The sequence below is a fragment of the Streptomyces cucumeris genome, assembly GCF_024295805.1.
Classification (GTDB): domain Bacteria; phylum Actinomycetota; class Actinomycetes; order Streptomycetales; family Streptomycetaceae; genus Streptomyces; species Streptomyces cucumeris.
Genome location: NZ_JANCLX010000005.1, coordinates 270205 through 292331, shown reverse-complemented (window position 1 = coordinate 292331; position 22127 = coordinate 270205). Strand labels below are relative to the sequence as shown.

General features: G+C 72.2%; 23 protein-coding genes. 10 read left to right on the top strand and 13 right to left on the bottom strand.

Annotated elements, in window-relative coordinates:
* Positions 1-79: 79 nt before the first annotated feature.
* The 3 genes from NMK44_RS10155 to NMK44_RS10145 are packed head-to-tail and all read right to left on the bottom strand — an operon-like array spanning position 80 to position 3034.
* Positions 80-949: an ATP-binding cassette domain-containing protein gene (locus NMK44_RS10155; protein ID WP_254740609.1), complete on the bottom strand. Its 870-nt coding sequence runs from the start codon at positions 947-949 to the stop codon at positions 80-82.
* Positions 946-2016 carry an ABC transporter permease gene (locus NMK44_RS10150; RefSeq protein ID WP_254740607.1) on the bottom strand — a complete coding sequence of 357 codons (1071 nt, stop codon included), beginning with the start codon at positions 2014-2016 and terminating at the stop codon, positions 946-948. The genes NMK44_RS10155 and NMK44_RS10150 overlap by 4 nt, the downstream gene beginning before the upstream one ends.
* Before the next feature lie 7 nt (positions 2017-2023).
* Positions 2024-3034, bottom strand: coding sequence for a sugar ABC transporter substrate-binding protein (locus NMK44_RS10145; protein ID WP_254740605.1), 1011 nt, complete (start codon positions 3032-3034; stop codon positions 2024-2026).
* Positions 3035-3316: 282 nt separating this feature from the next.
* Here NMK44_RS10145 and iolC point away from each other — a divergent pair, with 282 nt between their 5' ends.
* The 7 genes from iolC to NMK44_RS10110 all read left to right on the top strand — a co-directional run bounded on the left by iolC (position 3317) and on the right by NMK44_RS10110 (position 12320).
* Positions 3317-4264 carry a 5-dehydro-2-deoxygluconokinase gene (gene iolC, locus NMK44_RS10140; protein WP_254740603.1) on the top strand — a complete coding sequence of 316 codons (948 nt, stop codon included), beginning with the start codon at positions 3317-3319 and terminating at the stop codon, positions 4262-4264.
* A 40-nt stretch (positions 4265-4304) separates the two neighbouring features.
* The gene (locus tag NMK44_RS10135; protein ID WP_254740601.1) at positions 4305-5183 is read left to right on the top strand and encodes a Cgl0159 family (beta/alpha)8-fold protein; all 879 of its coding nucleotides are present in this window, start codon (positions 4305-4307) and stop codon (positions 5181-5183) included.
* A gap of 52 nt (positions 5184-5235) precedes the next feature.
* On the top strand, positions 5236-6141 hold the full coding sequence (iolB, locus tag NMK44_RS10130; protein ID WP_254740599.1) for a 5-deoxy-glucuronate isomerase: 906 nt from the start codon (positions 5236-5238) through the stop codon (positions 6139-6141).
* The gene (gene iolD / locus NMK44_RS10125; protein ID WP_254740597.1) at positions 6138-8024 is read left to right on the top strand and encodes a 3D-(3,5/4)-trihydroxycyclohexane-1,2-dione acylhydrolase (decyclizing); all 1887 of its coding nucleotides are present in this window, start codon (positions 6138-6140) and stop codon (positions 8022-8024) included. The genes iolB and iolD overlap by 4 nt, the downstream gene beginning before the upstream one ends.
* A 26-nt stretch (positions 8025-8050) precedes the next feature.
* Positions 8051-9544, top strand: a complete 1494-nt coding sequence (locus NMK44_RS10120) for a CoA-acylating methylmalonate-semialdehyde dehydrogenase (protein WP_254740595.1) — start codon at positions 8051-8053, stop codon at positions 9542-9544.
* Between the two features lie 179 nt (positions 9545-9723).
* Positions 9724-10179 carry a hypothetical protein gene (locus NMK44_RS10115; protein ID WP_254740593.1) on the top strand — a complete coding sequence of 152 codons (456 nt, stop codon included), beginning with the start codon at positions 9724-9726 and terminating at the stop codon, positions 10177-10179.
* Positions 10180-10238: 59 nt separating this feature from the next.
* Complete coding sequence (locus NMK44_RS10110) at positions 10239-12320, top strand: FUSC family protein (protein WP_254740591.1); 2082 nt, start codon at positions 10239-10241, stop codon at positions 12318-12320.
* On the opposite strand, the gene NMK44_RS10105 is transcribed toward NMK44_RS10110, so the two are convergent.
* On the bottom strand, positions 12317-12925 hold the full coding sequence (locus tag NMK44_RS10105; protein ID WP_254740589.1) for a TetR/AcrR family transcriptional regulator: 609 nt from the start codon (positions 12923-12925) through the stop codon (positions 12317-12319). The genes NMK44_RS10110 and NMK44_RS10105 overlap by 4 nt on opposite strands.
* A gap of 100 nt (positions 12926-13025) precedes the next feature.
* Here NMK44_RS10105 and NMK44_RS10100 point away from each other — a divergent pair, with 100 nt between their 5' ends.
* Together NMK44_RS10100 and NMK44_RS10095 are read left to right on the top strand one after the other, a co-directional pair.
* Positions 13026-13529, top strand: coding sequence for a PH domain-containing protein (locus tag NMK44_RS10100; RefSeq protein ID WP_254740587.1), 504 nt, complete (start codon positions 13026-13028; stop codon positions 13527-13529).
* Positions 13526-15112 carry a PH domain-containing protein gene (locus tag NMK44_RS10095; protein ID WP_254740585.1) on the top strand — a complete coding sequence of 529 codons (1587 nt, stop codon included), beginning with the start codon at positions 13526-13528 and terminating at the stop codon, positions 15110-15112. The genes NMK44_RS10100 and NMK44_RS10095 overlap by 4 nt, the downstream gene beginning before the upstream one ends.
* Here the strand turns inward: NMK44_RS10095 and NMK44_RS10090 are convergent.
* Genes NMK44_RS10090 through NMK44_RS10080 form a run of 3 tightly spaced genes read right to left on the bottom strand, consistent with a single transcriptional unit; the run spans position 15087 to position 18548 of the window.
* Positions 15087-15842 carry a succinate dehydrogenase/fumarate reductase iron-sulfur subunit gene (locus tag NMK44_RS10090; protein WP_254740583.1) on the bottom strand — a complete coding sequence of 252 codons (756 nt, stop codon included), beginning with the start codon at positions 15840-15842 and terminating at the stop codon, positions 15087-15089. The genes NMK44_RS10095 and NMK44_RS10090 overlap by 26 nt on opposite strands.
* Complete coding sequence (locus NMK44_RS10085) at positions 15839-17794, bottom strand: fumarate reductase/succinate dehydrogenase flavoprotein subunit (RefSeq protein ID WP_254740581.1); 1956 nt, start codon at positions 17792-17794, stop codon at positions 15839-15841. Before NMK44_RS10085 ends, NMK44_RS10090 begins: the two co-directional genes overlap by 4 nt.
* A gap of 1 nt (position 17795) precedes the next feature.
* Positions 17796-18548 carry a succinate dehydrogenase gene (locus NMK44_RS10080; RefSeq protein ID WP_254740579.1) on the bottom strand — a complete coding sequence of 251 codons (753 nt, stop codon included), beginning with the start codon at positions 18546-18548 and terminating at the stop codon, positions 17796-17798.
* Between the two features lie 83 nt (positions 18549-18631).
* Here NMK44_RS10080 and NMK44_RS10075 point away from each other — a divergent pair, with 83 nt between their 5' ends.
* Positions 18632-19591, top strand: coding sequence for a LysR family transcriptional regulator (locus NMK44_RS10075; RefSeq protein ID WP_254740577.1), 960 nt, complete (start codon positions 18632-18634; stop codon positions 19589-19591).
* Between the two features lie 301 nt (positions 19592-19892).
* On the opposite strand, the gene crcB (NMK44_RS10070) is transcribed toward NMK44_RS10075, so the two are convergent.
* The 6 genes from crcB (NMK44_RS10070) to NMK44_RS10045 all read right to left on the bottom strand — a co-directional run bounded on the left by crcB (NMK44_RS10070) (position 19893) and on the right by NMK44_RS10045 (position 21949).
* Positions 19893-20267, bottom strand: coding sequence for a fluoride efflux transporter CrcB (gene crcB / locus NMK44_RS10070; RefSeq protein WP_254740575.1), 375 nt, complete (start codon positions 20265-20267; stop codon positions 19893-19895).
* On the bottom strand, positions 20264-20581 hold the full coding sequence (locus NMK44_RS10065) for a DUF190 domain-containing protein (RefSeq protein WP_254740855.1): 318 nt from the start codon (positions 20579-20581) through the stop codon (positions 20264-20266). The genes crcB (NMK44_RS10070) and NMK44_RS10065 overlap by 4 nt, the downstream gene beginning before the upstream one ends.
* Positions 20582-20649: 68 nt before the next feature.
* Complete coding sequence (gene crcB / locus NMK44_RS10060; RefSeq protein ID WP_254740573.1) at positions 20650-21150, bottom strand: fluoride efflux transporter CrcB; 501 nt, start codon at positions 21148-21150, stop codon at positions 20650-20652.
* A gap of 77 nt (positions 21151-21227) precedes the next feature.
* Positions 21228-21398, bottom strand: a complete 171-nt coding sequence (locus tag NMK44_RS10055; RefSeq protein WP_254740571.1) for a hypothetical protein — start codon at positions 21396-21398, stop codon at positions 21228-21230.
* Positions 21399-21440: 42 nt separating this feature from the next.
* Positions 21441-21680 carry a polyprenyl synthetase family protein gene (locus NMK44_RS10050; protein ID WP_254740569.1) on the bottom strand — a complete coding sequence of 80 codons (240 nt, stop codon included), beginning with the start codon at positions 21678-21680 and terminating at the stop codon, positions 21441-21443.
* Between the two features lie 5 nt (positions 21681-21685).
* Positions 21686-21949: a polyprenyl synthetase family protein gene (locus tag NMK44_RS10045; protein ID WP_254740567.1), complete on the bottom strand. Its 264-nt coding sequence runs from the start codon at positions 21947-21949 to the stop codon at positions 21686-21688.
* Positions 21950-22127 lie beyond the last annotated feature (178 nt).

Sequence of the window (22127 nt, the reverse complement as noted above, 5' to 3'; positions counted from 1 at the left end):
TCACGGTCCGGGCGGGCGGTCGTCAAGGGTTGGTCAGGACATTCGGACGTCATGTCAGGAAGGGGGGAGGGTGTATGCCTCATGCGCCGGGCGACTGCACCGCCTCCGGCAGCTCCTCCACATCCACCCCGCGGACCTGCGCGAGCTCGTGCTTGAGGGCGGCCAGTTCGGCGCCGCCGGCCATATGGTTGGTCAGCTCCTCGAGGGTGACGTCCTCGCGGGCGGCGTTGAGCTCCAGGGCGCCCAGCCGGAGTACCGAGAAGTGGTCACCGACCATATAGGCGTGGTGCGGGTTGTGGGTGATGAAGATGACGCCGAGGCCGCGCTCACGCGCCGCCGCGATGTACTTCAGCACCACCCCCGACTGCTTGACGCCGAGCGCCGCGGTGGGCTCGTCCAGGATCAGCACCCGGGCGCCGAAGTGGACGGCCCGTGCGATGGCCACGGACTGCCGCTGACCGCCGGAGAGGGTGCCGATGGGCTGCTCCAGGTTGTCGAGGTGGATGCCCATGGCGGACAGCTCCTCGCCGGTGGTCCGCTTCATCCGCTCGATGTCCAGGCGGCGGAACGGCCACGGGCCCTTGGTCAGCTCCGAGCCGAGGAAGAAGTTCCGCCACACCGGCATCAGCGGCACGGTGGCCAGGTCCTGGTAGACGGTGGCGATACCGAGGTCCAGGGCCTCGCGGGGGTTGCTCAGCCGCACCGGCCGACCGTCGACGAGGTAGTCGCCCTCGTCGTGCTGGTGCAGTCCGGACACGATCTTGATCAGGGTGGACTTCCCGGCGCCATTGTCGCCGAGGACGCAGGTGACCTTGCCCGGCCGGACGTCGAGGTCGATGCCCTGAAGGGCACGGACCGTGCCGTAGAGCTTGCCGACGCCCTTCAGCCGGACGACCGGTTCATCGGTCCCGCCGGTCGCGGCGGTGTCCTTCGATACCACGGTGATCACCTCCTGGCGGCCTGACGGCGCACCCACAGATTGACGAGCGTCGCGAGCAGCAGCATCACGCCCACGAAGAACTTGAACCAGTCGGGGTTCCAGTTGGCGTAGACGATGCCCTGGTTGACCATGCCGAAGATGAAGGCGCCCAGGACCGCGCCGATCGCCGAGCCGTAGCCGCCGGTGAGCAGACAGCCGCCGATCACCGCCGCGATGATGTAGTAGAACTCGTTGCCGACGCCCTCGCCCGCCTGCACGGTGTTGTACTCGAAGAGCAGGTGCATACCGACGAACCAGGCGGCGAAGCCGACGGTCATAAAGAGGGCGATCTTGGTGAGGTTCACCGGGACGCCGACCGCCCGCGCGCTCTCCTTCGAACCGCCCGCCGCGAAGATCCAGTTTCCGAACTTGGTGCGCAGCAGCACCCAGGTGGCGATGGCCGCGAAGGCCAGCCACCACAGCACGGTCACCTTCACATCGACGCCCAACACGGTGACCTCGGAGGCGAAGACCGATTTGGCCTGCTCGAAGCCGTCCATGTCATTGATGGTGTCGGTGGCGACATTGCCGGTGAGCAGTTTGGTGACGGCCAGGTTGGCGCCCTGGAGCATCAGGAAGCTGGCGAGGGTGACCAGGAAGCTGGGCAGTCCGGTGCGGATCAGCAGCAGTCCGTTGATCAGGCCCACTCCGAGCGAGACCAGCAGGGCGACGATCACGCCCACCCAGACATTGGTGGTGAGCTGGAAGCTGAGCATGGAGGCGGCCAGTGCCGAGGAGGTGACGGCGACCCCGGCCGACAGGTCGAACTCGCCGCCGATCATCAGCAGGGAGACGGCGAGCGCCATGATCCCCATGGTGGACGCCTGGTAGAGGACGGTGGCGAAGGAGTCGGCCTGCCGGAAGGTGGGGGCGACCACGAAGAAGAAGACATAGACGCCGACGGCCGCGACCAGTGCCCCGATCTCCGGCCGGGCCAGCAGCCGCCGGGCCAGCGAGCGTTCCGCTGCCCGGCGCTTCGGCTCCGGGGCGGGGGAGACCGGCGGCGTGGCCGCCGCCGGTGTGACGGTATGGGTCATCGCCGGATCACCGCGTCCCCTTCTGTGCGAACTTCGCGATGGTGTCCACGTTGTCCTTGCTGACGAAGGCCGGGCCGGTCAGCACCGGCTCCTCGCCACCGCCGCTGAAGTTGCCGTTGTTCCGGTAGAGCCACATGGAGTCGATCGCCAGATAGCCCTGGAGATAGGGCTGCTGGTCGACGGCGAATTCCACGTCCCCGCTCTTCACGGCGGCGACCAGGTCCTTGTTGAGGTCGAACGTGGCGACCTCGGCATCACCGCCCGCCTCCTCGGCGGACTGCACCGCGGTCAGCGCGAACGGGGCGCCGAGGGTGACCACATGGTCGATGCTGGAGTCCTGCTTGAGCTTGGCGGCGATGGTGGACTTCACCGACGGCATATCGGTGCCGTTGACATAGAGGATGTCCGTCTTGCCGTTGAAGGTCTTCTTCACACCCTCGCACCGGGCCTCCAGGGCGACATGGCCCTGTTCGTGGATCACACAGATGTTGTGCTTGGCCTTCACCTCGTTCAGCCGCTTGCCGAGCGCCTCGCCGGCGATGGACTCGTCCTGCCCGAAGTACTCCAGCAGGCCCATGTCCTTCCACTGGTCCAGTCCCGCGTTGAAGGCGACGACCGGGATCCCGGCCTTCCTCGCCTTGGCTATCGCGCCCTTCATCGCGTCCGGCTTGGCCAGCGTGATGGCGATCCCGTCGACCTTCTGGTTGATGGCGTTCTGGACCAGGTTGGCCTGGTCCGCGCCGCTGGGATTGCTGGAGTAGACGAGTTCGATGTTGTCCTTGGCCGCCGCGGACTTGGCGCCCTTGCGGACGGTGTCCCAGAAGGTGTCGCCCGGTGCCGCATGAGTGATCATCGCGATCTTCAGCCGGGGGGTGTTCGCCTTTCCGGCGGCGAGGTCGTCCTCGGCTTCCTGTGCCTTTTTGCCGCCTTGACTGCTGCATCCCGCGGCGAGGAGGACGGTTGCGGTGGCGAGCGCGGCGAGTCCCGCTCCGCGGCGTCGGTTGATTCTGAGGTCCATCGGTTCCAGCACCTCTCAAGCCAGGTCCGTTGTTCACACGGCCGTTGCAGAACGGGAGCCAACTCCTCCGGGCCATCGACTGTCAAGGGTTTGTCATGACAACATTTCATCTGGACGTAACGACGCGATAACGCCTCCGGGCCTCACTTCGTCCTCACGTCCGAATGTAAGGACAAAGTCTTGACAGCGGGCCCGGAGCACGTCTAGACCTGAAGGGGCCGGGCGTTGTCCGGCGCTTTCGCACTCCCACCCTGAGCTGCGTCTTTTCCCGAAGGGGCACGCATGAGTGAGCCGTACGACCTGATCACGATGGGCCGGATCGGAGTGGATCTCTATCCGCTCCAGACCGGTGTCCCTCTGCCGCAGGTCGAGTCGTTCGGAAAGTTCCTCGGCGGTTCGGCGACCAATGTCGCCGTCTCCGCCGCTCGCTTCGGCCGCCGTTCCGCGGTCATCAGCCGCACCGGCGCGGACCCCTTCGGCGACTACCTCCACCAGGAGCTGCGGGCGTTCGGGGTGGACGACCGGTTCGTCACCCCGGTCGAGGAGTACCCGACGCCGGTCACCTTCTGCGAGATCTTCCCGCCGGACGACTTCCCGCTGTACTTCTACCGCCGTCCCAAGGCGCCCGATCTGGAGATCCACCCCGGTGAACTGGACCTCGACGCGATCCGCGCGGCCCGGATCTTCTGGATGACCGGCACCGGGCTGAGCGAGGAGCCCAGCCGCACCAGCACCCTGGAGGCGCTGGCCGCCCGCGGCGGGAGCGGCACCACCGTCTTCGACCTCGACTGGCGGCCGATGTTCTGGCGCGACCCGGACACCGCCCGCCCCTTCTACGCCGAGGCCCTGCGCCACGCCACGGTCGCCGTCGGCAACGTGGACGAATGCGAGATCGCCACGGGCGTCCGCGAACCCACCGCCTGTGCCGAGGCGCTGCTCGCGGCGGGTGTGGAACTGGCCGTCGTCAAACAGGGACCCAAGGGCGTCCTCGCCGTGCACCGCGACGGCACCACCGCCGAGGTCCCCCCGGTCCCGGTGGAGGTGGTCAACGGGCTCGGCGCGGGCGACGCGTTCGGCGGTGCCCTGTGCCACGGGCTGCTCGCCGGCTGGGACCTGGAACGGATCATGCGGTACGCCAACGCGGCGGGCGCCATCGTCGCGTCCCGGCTCGCCTGCTCCTCGGCCATGCCGACGGCGGGCGAGGTCGAGGCCCTGCTCACCGAAGGCTGACGCCGACCGCGGTGCGGAAAAGAAGGAAGGGTAAGACCTCTTGAGCATCAGCATCTCCGACCTCGTCACGGTGCGCACCCGCCACCCCGAGGCCATCGCCGAGGCGGCCGCCCGACGGGCCCGTCGCCCCCTCATCGGTGACAGCGGCCGGCTGATGATCGTGGCGGCCGACCATCCGGCGCGCGGCGCCCTCGCCGTCGGGGACCGCAGACTGGCCATGGCCAACCGGTTCGAGCTGCTGGAGCGGCTGTGCACGGCGCTGTCCCGCCCCGGTGTGGACGGGGTGCTCGCGACCGCCGACATCCTGGAGGACCTGCTGCTGCTCGGCGCCCTCGAGGGCAAGGTCGTGATGGGCTCGATGAACCGCGGCGGGCTGGCCGGCGCCACCTTCGAACTCGACGACCGGTTCACCGGACACCGGCCCGAGGACCTCGCCCGGCTCCGGTTCGACGCGGGCAAACTGCTGCTGCGCATCGACTACGCGGACGCCGGTTCGCTGACCACCATGACCAGCACCGCCCGTGCCATCGACGCGATGGCCGCACACCGGCTGCCGGTCTTCGTCGAACCGTTCATCTCCCGCCGAATAGACGGCCGGGTCCGCAACGACCTGAGCGCCGAGGCCGTCACCCGGTCCATCGCCATCGCCTCCGGACTCGCCGGGACCTCCGCCTACACCTGGCTGAAGGTGCCGGTGACGGACGATCCCGAGGAGATGGCCGCGGTCATGGAGACCAGCACCCTTCCGGCGGTACTGCTCGGCGGTGAGGTGGGAAGGGACCAGGAGGGGGCGTACGAGAGATGGCGCAAGGCGCTGCGGCTGCCCACCGTCCAGGGCCTGGTCGTCGGCCGCTCACTGCTCTATCCGGCGGAGGGCAGCGTCGAGACCGCTGTGGATACCGCCGTCGGACTGCTCTGACACGCCCCGCACCACGGGCCCCGTCCCTGGAGGAAAGGCAGAAACTGACGTCATGACCAGCAGCGATCCTTCGACCGGTTTCCATGTGCGGGCCGGTGAGGCGGCCGGCGGTCCCCATGTCGTGGACATCGGCCCCGAGCGGGCCGGCTGGGGGTACTCCGCGCTGCGGGTGCTCGAGCTGCCGCCCGGCGGTTCACACTCCCTGGCCACCGGCGACAGCGAGTGGATCCTGCTGCCGCTCAGCGGCGGCTGCACGGTGGACACCGAGGGGGAGGTCTTCGAACTCCACGGCCGGGAGAGCGTGTTCAGCGGGGTGAGCGACTTCGTCTATCTGCCGCGCGACGCGCACGCCCGGATCGCCACCGGCGCGGGCGGCCGCTTCGCACTCGCCGGCGCCCGCTGCGAGCGCAGACTGCCCGCGCGCTACGGCCCCGCCTCGGACGTGCCGGTCGAGCTGCGCGGCACCGGCAACTGCTCACGCCAGGTGAACAACTTCGGCGCCGCCGGGGTCTTCGACTGCGACAAGCTGATCGCCGTCGAGGTGCTGACCCCGGGCGGCAACTGGTCCTCCTACCCGCCGCACAAGCACGACGAGTGCCGCCCCGGTGAGGAGAGCGAACTCGAGGAGATCTACTACTTCGAGATCGCCGCGTCCCACGGCAGCGAGGGCGTCGGCTACCAGCGGGTCTCCCCCTCCGGCCGCGGCCGTGGCACCGATGTGCTGGCCGAGGTCCGCACCGGTGACACCGTGCTGATCCCGGACGGCTGGCACGGCCCGTCCATCGCCGCCCCCGGCCACACCATGTACTACCTCAACGTCATGGCGGGCCCGGAGGAGGAGCGCTCCTGGCTCATCTGCGACCACCCCGACCACGCCTGGATCCGCTCCACCTGGCCGGACCAGCCCGTCGACCCCCGACTCCCGCTCTACGAAGCCCCCGATGGAGGCCCCCGATGAACGCCTCGGCAGTGCGCCGCCTCACCGTCGCCCAGGCCCTGGTGGAGTTCCTGGCCCACCAGTACACCGAGCGCGACGGGCAGCGGCACCGCCTGATCAACGCCACCTGGGGCATCTTCGGCCACGGCAACGTGGCCGGGATCGGGCAGGCCCTCCTGGAATCCGGTCCGGACGCCATGCCCTACCTCCAGGGCCGCAATGAACAGGCCATGGTGCACGCGGCCGTGGGCTTCGCCCGGCAGTCCAACCGGCTCTCCGCCCAGGCGGTCACCACCTCCATCGGCCCCGGTGCGACCAATCTGGTCACCGGTGCGGCGCTGGCCACCGTCAACCGGCTGCCGGTGCTGCTGCTGCCCGGTGACATCTTCGCCACCCGCCCCGCGGACCCGGTGCTCCAGCAGCTCGAAGTCCCCTCCGCGGGCGATGTGTCGGTCAACGACTGTCTGCGCCCGGTCTCCCGCTACTTCGACCGGGTGATGCGCCCCGAGGCGCTGATCCCGGCCGCGCTGGCCGCCATGCGGGTGCTCACCGACCCGGCCGAGACCGGCGCCGTCACCCTGGCCCTGCCGCAGGACGTCCAGGCCGAAGCCTTCGACTGGCCCGAGGAGTTCTTCGCCGACCGGGTCTGGCAGGTACGCCGCCCGGCCGCCGACCCGACCGAACTCGCCGTCGCCGCCCAGGCGATCCGCTCCGCCCGCAGGCCGCTGATCATCGCGGGCGGCGGGGTCCACCACAGCGAGGCCGAGGACGCGCTGCGTGCCCTGGCCGACGCCACCGGCATCCCGGTCGCCTCCACCCAGGCGGGCAAGGGCTCGCTGCGCCATGACCACCCGGCCGACATCGGCGGCATCGGGCACACCGGCACCGCCGTCGCGGACGATCTGGCCCGCGACGCCGACCTGGTCATCGGCGTCGGCACCCGGTACAGCGACTTCACCACCGCCTCCGCGACCCTCTTCGCCGACCCCGGGGTCCGCTTCGTCAACCTCAACATCACGCCCTTCGACGCCCACAAGCTGTCCGCCACCACCCTGGTGGCGGACGCCCGCGCCGGTCTGGAGGCGCTCGTCCGCGAGCTGTCCGGCCACCGGGTCGACGAGACGTACGAGGCCGGATACCGCGTCGGCAAGGCCGCCTGGGAGCGCCGGGTGGACGCCGCGTTCGCCGCCGACGACGAGACCGCGCGGCCCTCGCAGAGCCAGGTGCTGGGCGCGCTGGACGCGGTCGTCGGCGACGAGGACGTGGTGGTCAACGCGGCCGGATCGCTCCCCGGCGACCTCCACAAACTGTGGCGCGCCCGCTCGCCGCGCCAGTACCACCTGGAGTACGGCTACTCCTGCATGGGCTATGAGATCCCCGGGGCCATCGGGGTGCGGCTGGCCGCCCCGGACCGCCCGGTGTGGGCGCTGGTGGGCGACGGGACGTACCTGATGATGCCGACCGAGATCGTCACCGCCGTCCAGGAGGGCATCAACATCAACGTCGTGCTGCTCCAGAACCACGGCTACGCCTCCATCGGCGCCCTCTCGGAGGGCATCGGCGCCGAGCGGTTCGGCACCGCCTACCGCTTCCGGGCGGCCGACGGCAGCTACACCGGCGATCCGCTGCCGGTGGACCTGGCCGCCAACGCCGCCTCGCTCGGTATGGACGTGCTGCGCGCCGGGAGCGTGCGGGAGCTGCGGGAGGCGCTGGCCGCGGCCCGCGCCTCGGACCGTCCCACATGTGTCTATGTGGAGACCGAAACAGCCGACACAGTGTCCGGCCCGCCGGGGGCCCAGGCGTGGTGGGATGTGCCCGTCGCCGAGACCGCGACCCGCCCGGCCGCCGTGAAGGCCCGTGAGGACTACGACCGGCAGGCCGCCGCCCGCCGCCGCCACCTCTGACGTTTTTCGACAGAAAGGCCCACCCCATGAAGACCGTCAACCACTGGATCGGCGGCAAGGCCGTCGAGGGCGCGACCGGTCGCTTCGGTCCGGTCTACAACCCCGCCACCGGCGCCCAGGACACCCAGGTCGCCCTGGCCTCCGTGGACGAGGTCGACGCGGCGGTAGCCACCGCCAAGGACGCGTTCCGCTCCTGGGGCACCACCTCCCTGGCCAAGCGCACCGCGATCCTGTTCAAGCTCCGTGAGCTGGTCGTCGCCCACCGGGACGAGCTGGCCGAGCTGATCACCGCGCAGCACGGCAAGGTGCACTCCGACGCGCTGGGCGAGGTGGCCCGCGGTCTGGAGATCGTCGAGCTGGCCTGTTCGATCGCCGAGAAGCTCAAGGGCGAGCTGTCCACCCAGGTCTCCTCCGGGGTCGACGTCTCCTCGATCCGCCAGCCGCTCGGTGTGGTGGCGGGCATCACCCCGTTCAACTTCCCGGCCATGGTGCCGATGTGGATGTTCCCGGTGGCCATCGCCTGCGGTAACACCTTCGTCCTCAAGCCCAGTGAGAAGGACCCCTCGGCCGCCCTCCGGCTGGCCGAGCTGGCCGCCGAGGCCGGGCTGCCGGACGGGGTGCTCAACGTCGTCCACGGTGACAAGGTGGCCGTGGACCGGCTGCTGGAGCACCCGGACGTCGCCGCGGTCAGCTTCGTGGGCTCCACCCCGATCGCCCAGTACATCCAGTCCAAGGCCGTCGAGCACGGCAAGCGGGTCCAGGCGCTCGGCGGCGCCAAGAACCACATGCTGGTGCTGCCCGACGCCGACCTGGACTTCGCCGCGGACAACGCCATCAACGCCGCCTACGGCTCGGCCGGTGAGCGCTGCATGGCGGTCTCGGTGGTCGTGGCGGTCGGGGACACCGGCGACGAGCTGGTGAAGAAGATCGCCGACCGCGCCGCCAAGCTCCGGATCGGCCCCGGCAACGACCCGGCCTCGGAGATGGGCCCGCTCATCACCAAGGAGCACCGCGACAAGGTCGCCTCCTATGTGCGCGGGGCCGCGGCCCAGGGCGCCGAGGTGGTCGTGGACGGCACGGGCTACACGGTCGATGGCCATGAGGACGGCTTCTTCATCGGTGTCTCGCTGCTGGACAAGGTGCCCACCACCGCCGACGCCTACCGTGACGAGATCTTCGGCCCGGTGCTGTGCGTGGTCCGCGCCGAGACCTACGACGAGGCCATCGAGCTGATCAACAGCTCCCGGTGGGGCAACGGCACCGCGATCTTCACCCGGGACGGCGGCGCCGCCCGCCGCTTCCAGCTCGAGGTGGAGGCGGGCATGGTCGGCGTCAATGTGCCGATCCCGGTCCCGGTGGGCTACCACTCCTTCGGCGGCTGGAAGGACTCGCTCTTCGGCGACCACCACATCTACGGCAACGACGGGGTGCACTTCTACACCCGCGGCAAGGTCGTCACCACCCGCTGGCCCGACCCCAGCGACGGCGGGATCAACCTGGGCTTCCCCAGCAACCACTGAGCGCGTCCCGCGTCCAGGACGTACCCCCCGCCAGGCCCCCGGCCGGCGGGGGGTACGCCGTTTCACCGGCAGCCTCCGGACAGGGGGCCGAACGGCGCACAACCATCCGGTGGGTTGGCGGGTCTTCTTGAGTGTTCGCCCGAATAATGGGTGCAACGACCTGCTCAGGGGGATTCCGTATGCTTCGTCTGTTCCGTTCCACGGCGGTGACCGCAGGCTGCACGGCCGCGCTCGGTCTCGGACTCGCGCTCGCCGCGAGCGCCCCGGTCTCCGCGCACACACCCCGGACCGACCCCGACCGCCGTTACACCGCTGAGGAGATCCACCACTTCCTGGAGGGCTTCTACGGCAACCACGGCCCGCGCCCCTGGGAGCGGAAGCACCTGGTCGCGGACCAGCTCAAGGAGAAGGCCGACCAGAACCCGGGCTTCGACGTCCTGCTGTGCGCGCAGAACACCCCGAAGCGGATCGATGTCGGCGAGGTGACCACGGCGCAGTCCGCGCGGGTCGGCTGGGCCACCGTCACCACCCACTGGCGGGGCGGCCCGAAGGCGTCCTTCACCGCCTATGTGGACCTCGACGGCAGCCGTCCGATGAAGCTGCTCGACGTGGACTGCGGTACGTCCCGGGGCTGACCGCGCACTCGCGCGCCCACGGCTTCGGTTCCGCGGGACCGGGGCCGTAGGCTCACCGTATGACCTGGTCGCGCGCGCTCAAGGAGACCGCGCGGGACGGGCTGTCCATCGAACGCACCCGGCTGGAGCCGCTGGTCGCGCTGCGCGGGGCGTGCGGGGTGGCGATCGTCGTCGGGCTGACCCTGTGGCTGGGGTCGCCCACGCTCGCGGTCTCCTCCGCCTTCGGCGCGTTCTCCGCCGGGCTGGCCACCTTCCAGCGAAGCTGGCGGCCGCGTCCCGCGCTGGCGCTGGCCGCCGCGGCCGGTCTCGCGGTCAGCACCTTCCTGGGCTATCTGGCCGCCGCCCACACCGCCACCTTCGTCGTCATGCTCGCCGTCTGGACGCTGCTGACGGGGATGGCGTGGGCGGTCGGCCCGGTCTCCGGGCTGGTCGCCACCCAGATGGTCGCCGTGATGCTGGTGACCGTCACCCTCCCCACCTCCCTGCTGGGCGCCGTGGAGCACGCCGCGCTGATCGGTCTGGGCGGGGTCGTCCAGGCCGCGCTGATCGTGCTGTTCCCGGTGCGGCCGTGGGGCGTCCAGCGGGACGCGCTGGCCGATGCGCTCGCCGCCGTTGCCGACTACGCCCGGCGGCTGCGCCAGGACCCGGTGGCGCCGTTCGACCCCACCCCGCTGATGGACGCGCGCAGCGCCGCCGCCCTGACGCCCCGCCAGGCCCGGCGGCGCCCGCGCCAGCTCCGCGGCTACCGGCTGCTGGCCGAACGGATCCGGCCGGTGCTGGCCTCGCTCGCCGACCCGGTGGTCGGCGCCGCGGCCAAGGGTCCCGAACGCGACCGGGCGCGCGAACTGCTGGGCGCCACCGCCACCGTGCTGGACGCCGTGGCCCATGCCATCCGCCGGGGCGTGACCGTGCGGCTGCCCCCGGAGGCGATGGCGGTCCTGGAGGTGCCGCCGACCGGCCCCAAACTGGACGGCGCCGCCCGCCGGGCCGCGCTGCGGCTGATGGCGCTGGTGAACGACGTGGTGGAGTCGTCGGACGAACCGGTGGAGACGGTGACCGCCGAGGGCGGCCGGGACCGCCGCTATCTGCCGTCCCCCACCCCCGCCGGGCGGGTGCGGGTGGTCTGGCGCGCGCTGCGCCGGGAGTCCCGCTGGTCCTCACCCGTCTTCCGGCACGCGGTACGGGTCTCGGTGGTCGCCTCGGGCGGCTATCTGCTGGGCAGCGCACTGCCCTGGGGCCACGGCTACTGGGCGCCGCTGACCTCGGTGATGGTGCTGCGCCCCGACTTCGGCCAGACCTTCTCGCGCGGGGTGGCCCGGTTCACCGGCACGCTGGCGGGGGTGCTGGTCGCCGGAGTGGTGGTGGCGCTCGCCGACCCCGCCCCCTGGGTGAGCGCGCTGCTGGCGGTGGCGTGTGTGGGCTCGCTGTACCTGCTGATGCGCACCGGCTTCATCGTGGCCTCCGCGTGCATCGGCGCCTATGTGGTCTTCCTGCTCGGCATCGCGGGCGCGGCCCCGGGGGAGACGGTGCAGGCGCGGGTGGCGCTGACCCTGCTGGGCGGGGTGCTGGCGATGGCCGCGTACGTGGTCTTCCCGGCCTGGGAGACACCGCTGCTGCGGGACCGGCTGGCGGACTGGCTGGCCGCCAACGGCCATTACGCCACCGCCGTGTTCGACGCCCACGCCCGCCCTGCCGACCGCCGCCCCCGCCAGGTGCGCGAGGCGCTGCTGGACGCGCGGGCGGCACGGGCTGCCTGGGAGCAGCTGGAGGCGCGGGCCCAGCGGGAGCCGGTGCGCCACCGCGGGCTGTCCCGGCGCGCGGCGCGGGAGGCGCAGACGGCGCTGTCCACCACGGGCCGGGTCACCATGCTGCTGGAGGCACACCTTCCGGACCATGCCGCGCCCCCGTCCGCCGAGGCCGGGGAGTTCGCCGCGGCGCTGCGCACGGCGCTGCCGGAGGCCGCCGCCGCGGTCCGGGAGCGGCGTCCGCTGGACTGGGAGCCGCTGGGTGAGGTGCTGGAGCGCTGGCAGCGGCGGGCCGGGGACCGGCCCGGGGTGGCGGTGCGCGGTGCGGAACTGCTGCTGGAGGCGCTGGAGGATCTGGCGAATGCGCTCAAGGTGGCCCAGCGGGGCCGTCGTTAGGCGGCTGCCCCGCCGAACAGCCGCTCCAGATGCAGGTCGATCAGCGCCATGGCTTCCTCGGGGGTGTGCAGCTCCATCAGGGTGTGTCCGCTGACGCCTTCGACCAGGGCCATCAGCAGGGACGCCTCGCAGCCGGGGTCCCGGTCGGCGGGCACCTCGCCGCGTTCGACGCCGCGTGCCACCTGTCCGGCGAGGAAGTCGCGCAGGGCGCGGGAGCCCTCCCTGGCGTGGGTGCGCGGCCGTTCGTCGTAGAGCGCCCGGACGAAGTAGGCGATCTGCACCCGTTGGCCGATCCGGCTGTTCTCGTCCAGCGGCAGCATCTCGGCGAGTGTCTCGCGCAGGACGGTGCGCGGGGTCGGTTCACCCGGCAGGGCCTCGATCCGGGCGCGGATGCGTCCCTCGGCGAGCTGTCCGATGTGCTCGAGCGCGAACCCCAGCATCTCGTCCTTGCTGGTGAAGTAGTGCTGCAACTGACCGAGCGAGATGCCCGCCTCGGCCGCCACATCGCGCAGGCTCGCGCCCTCCAGGCCGCGTTCGGCCGCAAGCCGCCACAGCGCCCCGGCGATCAGCCTGCGCCGCTCTTCATGATCCACCCGCTTGGGCACCCCGTGGTCCTTCCCGTGTGAACCCTTTTTGCAAGTCACTTGTATTGCTACAGTGGTCCCGTTCAATACAGCTGACTTGGAAAGTTTACGGGGGACTCCGATGCCCGAACTCAGGCCGCCGCGCCACCGGGTCGATCCACGGGCCCGCCGCTGGTGGACCGTGCAGGCCCTGCTCGTCCTCAGCGGTCCTGCCCTGCTCACCGCCCTGGCCCTGGCCGTCTGCTCACTGCTGTTCTTCCCCGGTGCGCTGCCCTGGCTCGGCCCGCTGCTGCTGGTCGTCCTGGTGCTGCCCGCGCTCGGCTATCTGTGGTTCATGCCCCGGTGGCGGTACGCGGTGCACGCCTGGGAGCTGGGGGAGCGCGCGGTCTACGCGGCGAGCGGCTGGTTCTGGCGCACCCGCCGGATCGCCCCGCTCTCCCGGGTGCAGACCGTGGACACCGTACGCGGCCCGGTCCAGCGGGCGTTCGGACTGGCCACCGTCACCGTCACCACCGCCTCCACCGCGGGCGACATCCGGATCGCGGGACTGTCCGACGCCGACGCCGAGGAGCTCTCCCGCCGGATCGGCGAGGCCGCCCAGCTCGTGGCCGGTGATGCCGCATGACCGCCGCACCGCCGGACACCGCCCAGGCCACCGCCCCGGCCACCGAGTGGCGCTCCCTCGATCCGCGCACCGTCGCCGTCCACCTGAGCTGGCTGGCCGCCCCGCTCGGTTCCCTCGGACTCACCGCCCTGGCGACCCACGGACGGCTGGACACCCGCGCCTGGATCACCCTCGGCTGTATCGCCGCGGGCTTCGCCGTCATCACCACCGGTGGACTGCTGCGCTGGTGGCGCACCCGCTACCGGATCACCGCCGACGCCTTCGAACTGCGCACCGGACTGTTCACCCGGCGGCTGCGCGCCATCCCGCTGCACCGCGTCCGCAACGTCGATCTGACCGCCCACCCCGTCCAGCGGCTCCTCGGCCTCACCGTGCTGCGCGCCGGTACCACGGCCGACGGTGCCACCGGCGGCAGCGCCCTGACCCTGGAGGCGCTCACCCGCCCGGACGCCGAGCGGCTGCGCGCCGAACTGCTGGCCCGCGCCGGGAGCGCGGACACCACCGGGGAGCCGGTGCTCTCCACCGTCGACCGGCGCTGGCTGCGCTACGCCCCGCTCACCTTCTGGATCTTCGGCGGGGTCTTCGCCGTCCTCGGCACCGTCTGGCGGGTGCTCGGCGACATCGGCGTCGAACCCTGGCGGATCGGGGTGGTCCGCGACGCCTTCCGGGAGTTCGGCCACAGCGCGCTGTGGCTCACCGTGCCGCTCGCCCTCCTCGGCATCGCCGCCGTCGGCAGCCTCGGCGCGGTCGTGCTCTACGCCGAGAACTGGTGGAAGTACCGTCTGGAGCGGACGGACGCCGACACCCTCCGGGTCCGCCGCGGACTGCTCACCACCCGCTCGGTCTCCTTCGAACGCTCCCGGCTGCGCGGTGCGGTGCTCCGCGAACCCCTGCTGCTGCGCCTGGGCGGCGGCGCCACCGTACGGGCCGTCGCGGGCGGTCTCGGCAGCCGCGAGGAGAACTGCAAACGCAGCCAGGTGCTGCCGCCCGCACCCCGCGCCGAAGCGCTGCGGGTGGCCGCCGCGGTGGCCACCCCCGGCCCCGGCGACGGTGCCCCGGCGCTCTTCGACCGTCCGGCGCTGCGCCCCCACCCGCCCGCCGCCCGCCGCCGCCGGACCGTGCGGGGGATGGTCTGGGCCGTGCTGCCCGGCACCGCGGCCCTCACCGTGCTCGGGGCGCTGCTCACCCCGGTGCTGCTGTACTGCGCGCTCGGCTACGCCCTGCTGGCCGTGCCCCTGGTGCTGGTGCTGGCCCGCGATGCCCACCGCTCCCTCGGCCACGGGGTGACCGGCCGTCATCTGCTGATCCGCTCGGGCACCTTCAGCCGGGACACCGTCGCCCTGGCCCGCGAGGCCGTGCTCGCCTGGAGCTTCACCGACAGCCCGCTGACCCGGCGGGCCGGACTCACCACCGTGACGGCGGCCGTCGCGGCGGGCCAGGACGGCTACCGCGCCCCGGACATGGCCGCCGGGGACGCCGTCCCCTTCGCGGCCGCGGCCGCCCCGGGGATCCTCGACGAGTTCCTGGCGGGGGACCCGGACGGGGCGGCGGACCCGCTCAGTCCGCCCGGCCGCCGCCCTTGAGGCCCGCCCGCAGGAACTCCCGGTTCATCCGCGAGATCGACTGCAGCGGTATCCCCTTGGGACAGGCCACGGCGCACTCCCCGGTGTTGGTGCACCCGCCGAACCCCTCGTCGTCCATCGTCCCCACCATGTCCAGCACCCGGGACTCCCGCTCCGGCGCGCCCTGCGGCAGGGAATTGAGATGGACCACCTTCGCCGAGGTGAAGAGCATCGCCGAACCGTTGGGGCAGGCCGCCACACAGGCGCCGCACCCGATGCACTCGGCGTGCTCGAAGGCGAGGTCCGCCACCGGTTTGGGCACCGGGGTGGCGTGGGCGTCGGGGGCGCTGCCGGTCGGCACGGAGACGAACCCGCCCGAGCCGATGATCCGGTCGAACGCCGACCGGTCCACCACCAGGTCCTTCACCACGGGGAACGCGGCGGCGCGCCAGGGCTCGACGTCGATGGTGTCGCCGTCCGCGAAGTGCCGCATATGGAGCTGACAGGTAGTGGTGCGCTCGGGGCCGTGCGCCTGGCCGTTGATCACCATCCCGCAGGCACCGCAGATGCCCTCGCGGCAGTCGTGGTCGAAGGCGATCGGCTCGTCGCCGGCGAGGATCAGCTCCTCGTTGAGGGTGTCGAGCATCTCCAGGAAGGACATCTCCGGTGAGATGCCGTTGACCTCGTAGGTGGTCAGGGCGCCCGGCTCTTCGGGGCCGCGCTGGCGCCAGATCCGCAGGGTGAGCCTCATGCGTAGCTCCGTTGGGTGGGGTGGACGTAAGCGAAGACCAGCTCTTCGCGGTGGAGTACGGGGGCGCCGCCGGTCGCGGTGAACTCCCAGGCCGCCGCGTAGGAGAAGGTCTCGTCGCGCCGTGCGGCCTCGCCGTCGGCCGTCTGGCTCTCCTCCCGGAAATGGCCGCCGCAGGACTCCTCGCGGTGCAGCGCGTCCAGGCACATCAGCTCGGCGAGCTCCAGGTAGTCGACGACGCGGTTGGCCTTCTCCAGCGACTGGTTCAGCTCCGCACCGCTGCCCGGCACCTTGATCCGTCGCCAGAACTCCTCGCGCAGCGCGGGGATGCGCTCCAGCGCCTTGCGCAGTCCGCTCCCGGTGCGGGCCATCCCGCATTCGTCCCAGAGCAGTTCGCCCAGCTCCCGGTGGAAGGAGTCGGGGGTGCGGTCGCCGTCGTTCGCCAGCAGCCGCCGCAGCCGGTCGGACACCTCGGCCACCGCCGCGGTCACCGCCGGATGGGCCGGATCGACCTCGGCGCCCCCGCCGTGGGGACGGCGGGCCAGATAGTCGTTGATGGTGGCGGGGAGGACGAAGTAGCCGTCCGCCAGGCCCTGCATCAGGGCCGAGGCGCCGAGCCGGTTGGCGCCGTGGTCGGAGAAGTTGGCCTCGCCGATCGCGAACAGCCCCGGCACGGTGGTCTGGAGGTCGTAGTCGACCCACAGTCCGCCCATCGTGTAATGGATCGCGGGGTAGATCCGCATCGGCACCCGGTACGGATCCTCCGCGGTGATCCGTTCGTACATCTCGAAGAGGTTGCCGTACCTCTCCTCCACCGCCGCACGCCCCATCCGCGCGATGGCGTCGGCGAAGTCCAGATAGACGCCCTGACCGCCCGGGCCGACCCCGCGGCCCTCGTCGCATACGTTCTTCGCGGCGCGGGAGGCGATGTCACGCGGCACCAGATTGCCGAACGCCGGGTAGATCCGCTCCAGGTAGTAGTCGCGCTCATGCTCCGGGATCTGTGCCGGCGGCCGGGTGTCGCCCTTCGCCTTCGGCACCCAGATCCGGCCGTCGTTGCGCAGCGACTCGCTCATCAGCGTCAGCTTGGACTGGTGGTCGCCGGAGCGCGGGATGCAGGTGGGGTGGATCTGGGTGAAGCAGGGGTTGGCGAAGTACGCGCCGCGCCGGTGCGCCCGCCAGATCGCGGTGGCGTTGGAGTTCTTGGCGTTCGTCGACAGATGGAAGACATTGCCGTAGCCGCCGGAGGCGAGCACCACCGCGTCCGCGAGATGGGTGGAGATCCGCCCGGTGATCAGGTCCCGGGCCACGATGCCGCGCGCCCGCCCGTCGACCACGATCAGGTCCAGCATCTCGGTGCGCGCGTGCATCTCCACCCGGCCCGCGGCGATCTGCCGGGAGAGCGCCTGGTACGCGCCCAGCAGCAGTTGCTGTCCGGTCTGGCCGCGGGCGTAGAAGGTACGGGAGACCTGCACCCCGCCGAACGAGCGGGTGTCCAGCAGCCCGCCGTACTCCCGCGCGAACGGCACGCCCTGTGCCACGCACTGGTCGATGATCTCCACCGACACCTCGGCCAGCCGGTGCACATTGGACTCACGGGCGCGGAAGTCACCGCCCTTGACGGTGTCGTAGAACAGCCGCCGGACCGAGTCGCCGTCGTTGCGGTAGTTCTTGGCGGCGTTGATCCCGCCCTGCGCGGCGATGGAATGCGCCCTGCGCGGGGAGTCCTGGTAGCAGAACTGGACCACCTGGTAGCCCTGTTCGGCCAGGGTCGCCCCGGCCGCGCCGCCCGCGAGCCCGGTGCCGACGACGATCACCCGGTAGCCGCGCCGGTTGGCCGGGTTGACCAGCTTCGCCTCGAAGCGGCGGCGGTTCCAGCGCTCCTCGATCGGACCGTCCGGCGCCGTGGTGTCGGCGACCGGCTCACCGGTCCGGTAGTCGGTGTACGCACTCATCTCAGCTCACCACTCCACTCATCACGCCCACCGGAACGGCGATGAAGCCGCAGGTCAACACGGCGGCCAGCACGTTCGCCGCCGTCTTCAGGGCCTTGTCGCGGCGGGGACGCCCGGCGCCGAGGGTCTGTGCGGCGCTCCAGAAGCCGTGCCGGATGTGCAGCCCCAGGGCGAGCATCGCCGTGATGTAGACGGCGTTGCCGTACCAGGTGGAGAAGGTCGCGACGACGTTCTCGTAGGGATGGCCGGGCTCGGCGCGCTCGTTCACGGTGAGCGTGGTCAGGTCCAGTACATGCCAGACGATGAACAGCCCGAGGATCACCCCGCCCCAGCGCATGGTGCGGGTGGCGTAGCTCGCGCGCCGCCGCTGGTGGGCGTAGCCGCGCGGCCGGGCCGCCAGGTCCCGTCGGCTGAGCTGCGCGGCGGCCACTCCGTGCAGCACCACGGTGGTCAGCAGCGCGAGCCGGGCCAGCCACAGGAAGCCCTCATGGGGGAGGAACGGTTCGCCGAGGGTGCGCAGCCAGTGGGCGTAGCCGTTGAGGTCGTCCGGACCGAGGAACACCTTCAGGTTGGCGAGCATATGGGCCACCAGATAGGCCAGCATGATCAGCCCGGTGACGGCCATCACCGCCTTCTTGCCGACGGTCGAGCGCCAGACGGAGCCGATGAAGGACGGCTTCCGTGCGGGCTTCCGCGACGGTTTCCCGGGCGGTTTCCGGGTGGGGTCCGCGTCCGTGCGTATCGCCACTGCCATGCCGTCGACGCTAGGCAGCGGGTGTGTGATTCGTCCAAGACATGATCCGGCTGGTTTCCATAGGGCTGGGCTATCATGGCTGGGTGCAACTCCAGCAGCTGCGCTATTTCGCCACCGTCGCGGACACCCGCCACTTCACCCGCGCCGCCGAGCTCCTCCATGTCGCCCAGCCCTCGCTGTCCCAGCAGATCAGAACGCTGGAACGGGAGCTGGGGGCCGAGCTCTTCCACCGCGCCCGGGGCAATATCGCGCTCACCGACGCGGGGGAGGCGCTGCTTCCGCTGGCCCGCCAGATCCTCGCCGACACCGAGACCGCGCACCGCGAGGTCCAGGAGGTCGCGCAGCTCCGGCGCGGCCGGGTACGGCTCGGCGCCCCGCCCAGCCTGTGCGCCAGCCTCGTCCCCGATGTGCTGCGCCGCTTCCACGACGCGTTCCCGGGGATCGAGCTGTTCGTGCACGAGGGCGGCTCCCAGGACCTGGTCCGCAGTCTGGCCGCCGGTGAACTGGACCTCGCCCTGATCATCACCCCGCTGGCGGGCCAGGCCCCCGCGCTGGCCGCCACGGAGCTGCTGCGCGAGGAGCTGGTGGTGGCCTCCTCACCCGCCTCCCCGCCGCCGACCCGGCGCCGCCGGATCCGGGTGGAGGACCTCCGGGACCAGCCCCTGGTGATGTTCCGGCGCGGCTACGACCTGCGGGAGTTCACCACGTCGGCGTGCCGGGCGGCGGGGTTCGAGCCGGCCTTCTCCGTCGAGGGCGGCGAGATGGACGCGGTGCTCGGCTTCGTCCGCGCCGGACTCGGCATCGCGGTGCTGCCGGGGATGGTGGCCGAGCGGTCCGGACTGCGGATCACCCCGTTCGCGGGGCACCGGATGCGGCGGACGATCGCGGTGGCCCACCGCAAGGACGTCGCCCCGCCCCGCGCGGCCCGCGAACTCCGCCGCGTCCTGCTGGAACACCTCCGCACGGCGAAGGACCGCCCGGACGACGGCCTGCCCCCCAGCACGACCCTCCTGACCCCGGACCCCCCGGGAAGCCCGGACTAGCGGCCGGGGCGGCCGGTTGCCGCGGATGCGCCGGGGGCTCCTGGGAGCCCCGCAGCGGGGGCGCCCGGTACGCCGCGACCGGCAGGGTTCCGGGGGAGCTCGCGGCGGTGGCGCCCACCACCCGCCGCCGTCTGCCCGGCGGGCAGGGGCAGCCCGAAGCGGGGCGGCACTCACCGCCGGGGCGTCGGGGGCGGTGGTGGGCTGTGACCGCAGGCCGCCCCGGGGCGAGGCGCGGCAACCCGGGCGCCGGGGCGGCGGGTAGGTCCGGGCGACCGGGCGTGGTGGGCCGGGTGTGGCGGCGTCAGCCCCAGATCGCTTCGGCCAGTGCGCCGCCCGCGAACGCCGCGCCCACTCCCGTCACCACACTGCCCACCGCGTTGGCCGCGGCGAAGAGCCACGCGCCCTCCTCGGCCAGCCGCAGCGTCTCGTAGGAGAAGGTCGAGTACGTCGTCAGCGCCCCGCACAGCCCGGTGCCCAGCAGCAGTTGGAGCTGGGAGGACACCGCACCGGCCGTGGCCGCGCCGGTCAACAGGCCCAGTACCGCGCACCCCACGACGTTCACCGTGAACGTGCCCCACGGGAACATCGCGTCATGCCGGGACTGCACCGCGCGGTCGGTCAGATAGCGCAGGGGGGCACCGGCCATGCCCCCGGCCACCACCAGCAGCCAGTTCATCCGGTGCGCCCCGCGCGGCCGACGATCTCGACCGGGTCCACGACCATCAGGGCGTCGCCCACGATCTCCTCCAAGCCGGGCAGGAAGGACCGCACCCGTTCCTCCGTATCGATGATCACCACGGCCATGGGGAGATCGTCGCCGAGCGACAGCAGCCGTGAGGTGTGCACCATCGACGAGGAGCCGTAGCCCTCCACCCCGCGGAACACACTCGCGCCCGCGAGCCCCGCCCGGTGGGCGCGGTGCACGATCTCGGCGAACAGCGGCCGGTGGTGCCAGGTGTCGCGTTCGCCGACGAAGACGGTCAGCCGCAGTCCGCCGGTCCCATGCGCGGCACCGGTCCCGCGCTCGGCGCCCTCCTCCGGCGGCCCGGACGGCGCGCTCACCGCGCGCTCCGTCCGCGGCCGCCCAAGGCCAGGGCCCGCCGGGTCGCCACGACCCCGGCCCAGACGGCGGCCATCGCGGCCAGCAGCGTTCCGGTCAGATAGAGCAGCCCGGCCGTGGCGCGGCCCTCGTCGAGCAGGCGCTTGAAGTCCACGGCGTACGTCGAGAAGGTGGTGAACCCGCCGAGGACCCCGGTGCCGAAGAACGGCCGGACCAGCCGGTGGGCGCCCCATAGCTGGTCCACCAGCACCAGCAGGACACCGATGAGGGCGCATCCCACCACGTTCACCAACAGGGTCGTCCAGGGGAACGCCGCCCCCGGGGAAGGCCACAGCAGCGACGCGCCGTAGCGCGCGCTCGCGCCGATGCCGCCGCCGACCGCCACCGCGGCGACGACCGGGCCCTGACCGCGCCACACACCGTGCCCGGCGGGCGTCGTCGGCGCGGTGTCGGGGTCGATGGGCTCGTCCGCCACCCCCTGAGACCATGAGCTGCCCATGAGGCTCAGCGTACGTGCTCGGGCACCCCGCGGCCGGAAGGGATCCGCCGGTCCGGTCCGCGGCACCGGCCCGGATCTCAGTGGTCCCGGTCCGCCACCACGTCGCACAGCGCGTACAGCACCCGGGTCGCGGGACCCTCCTGCAGTCCGCCCAGCGCTCCCCGCGCCCGCGCCAGCCGCCCCCGCATCATGGCCCCGGCCTCCGCCGGCGCACCCCCGCCGCGCAGCAGCGCCACGGCCCTGGGCACCGCCGCGGCGCCCGCCCGTCCCTGCCCCGCGGCCGTGAGCAGCTACCGCAACTCGTCCGCCGCAGGCCCTTCGTCGGCCAGGGCGAGCAGCACCGGGAGGCCGGCCACACCGACGGCCAGGTCCTTGCCCTGCTCCTTGCCCAAGACCTCGGAGACGGCGGCGACATCGAGGATGTCGTCGGCGATCTGGAACGCGGTGCCGAGGTGTTCGCCGTACTCCGCGAGCGCCTCCGCGGTGTCCGCGGGCGTACCCGTCCGGATCGCGCCGCTCTGGAGCGCCATCGCGATCAGGGAGGCGGACCCGGACCGGGCTCCGCCGCGAGCCGCGCGGCCTTCGCCACCAGCCAGTTGCCCGCCGGTACGGCGACCGAGTCGCCCCACAGCGCGTTGACGCTGGGCGCCCCGCGCCGGGTGCGGGTCTGGTCCATGACGTCGTCGTGGTGGAGCGAGGCCACGTGCACCAGCTCCGCGAGCGCGGCCGCGTCCACGGCGGCGGCCAGCTCCCCGGCCAGGGAGCCACCGCGCACGGTGTGGGCGAACGACGCGACCATGCCGCGGACGCCAGGCCCTGTCCTGGGCGAGGAACGCCCCCGCATCCCGGGGTGCGTCAGGAAGGTGCCACCGGGCCCGGCGTCGCGGACCGCGGGGGCCGTGGCGGCCGGGCGGGCCCGCCGCCGCCCCGTGAGCCCGCTGGCACCTTCCTGGCAGGTTCCCCCCGCCCGGCGCGGC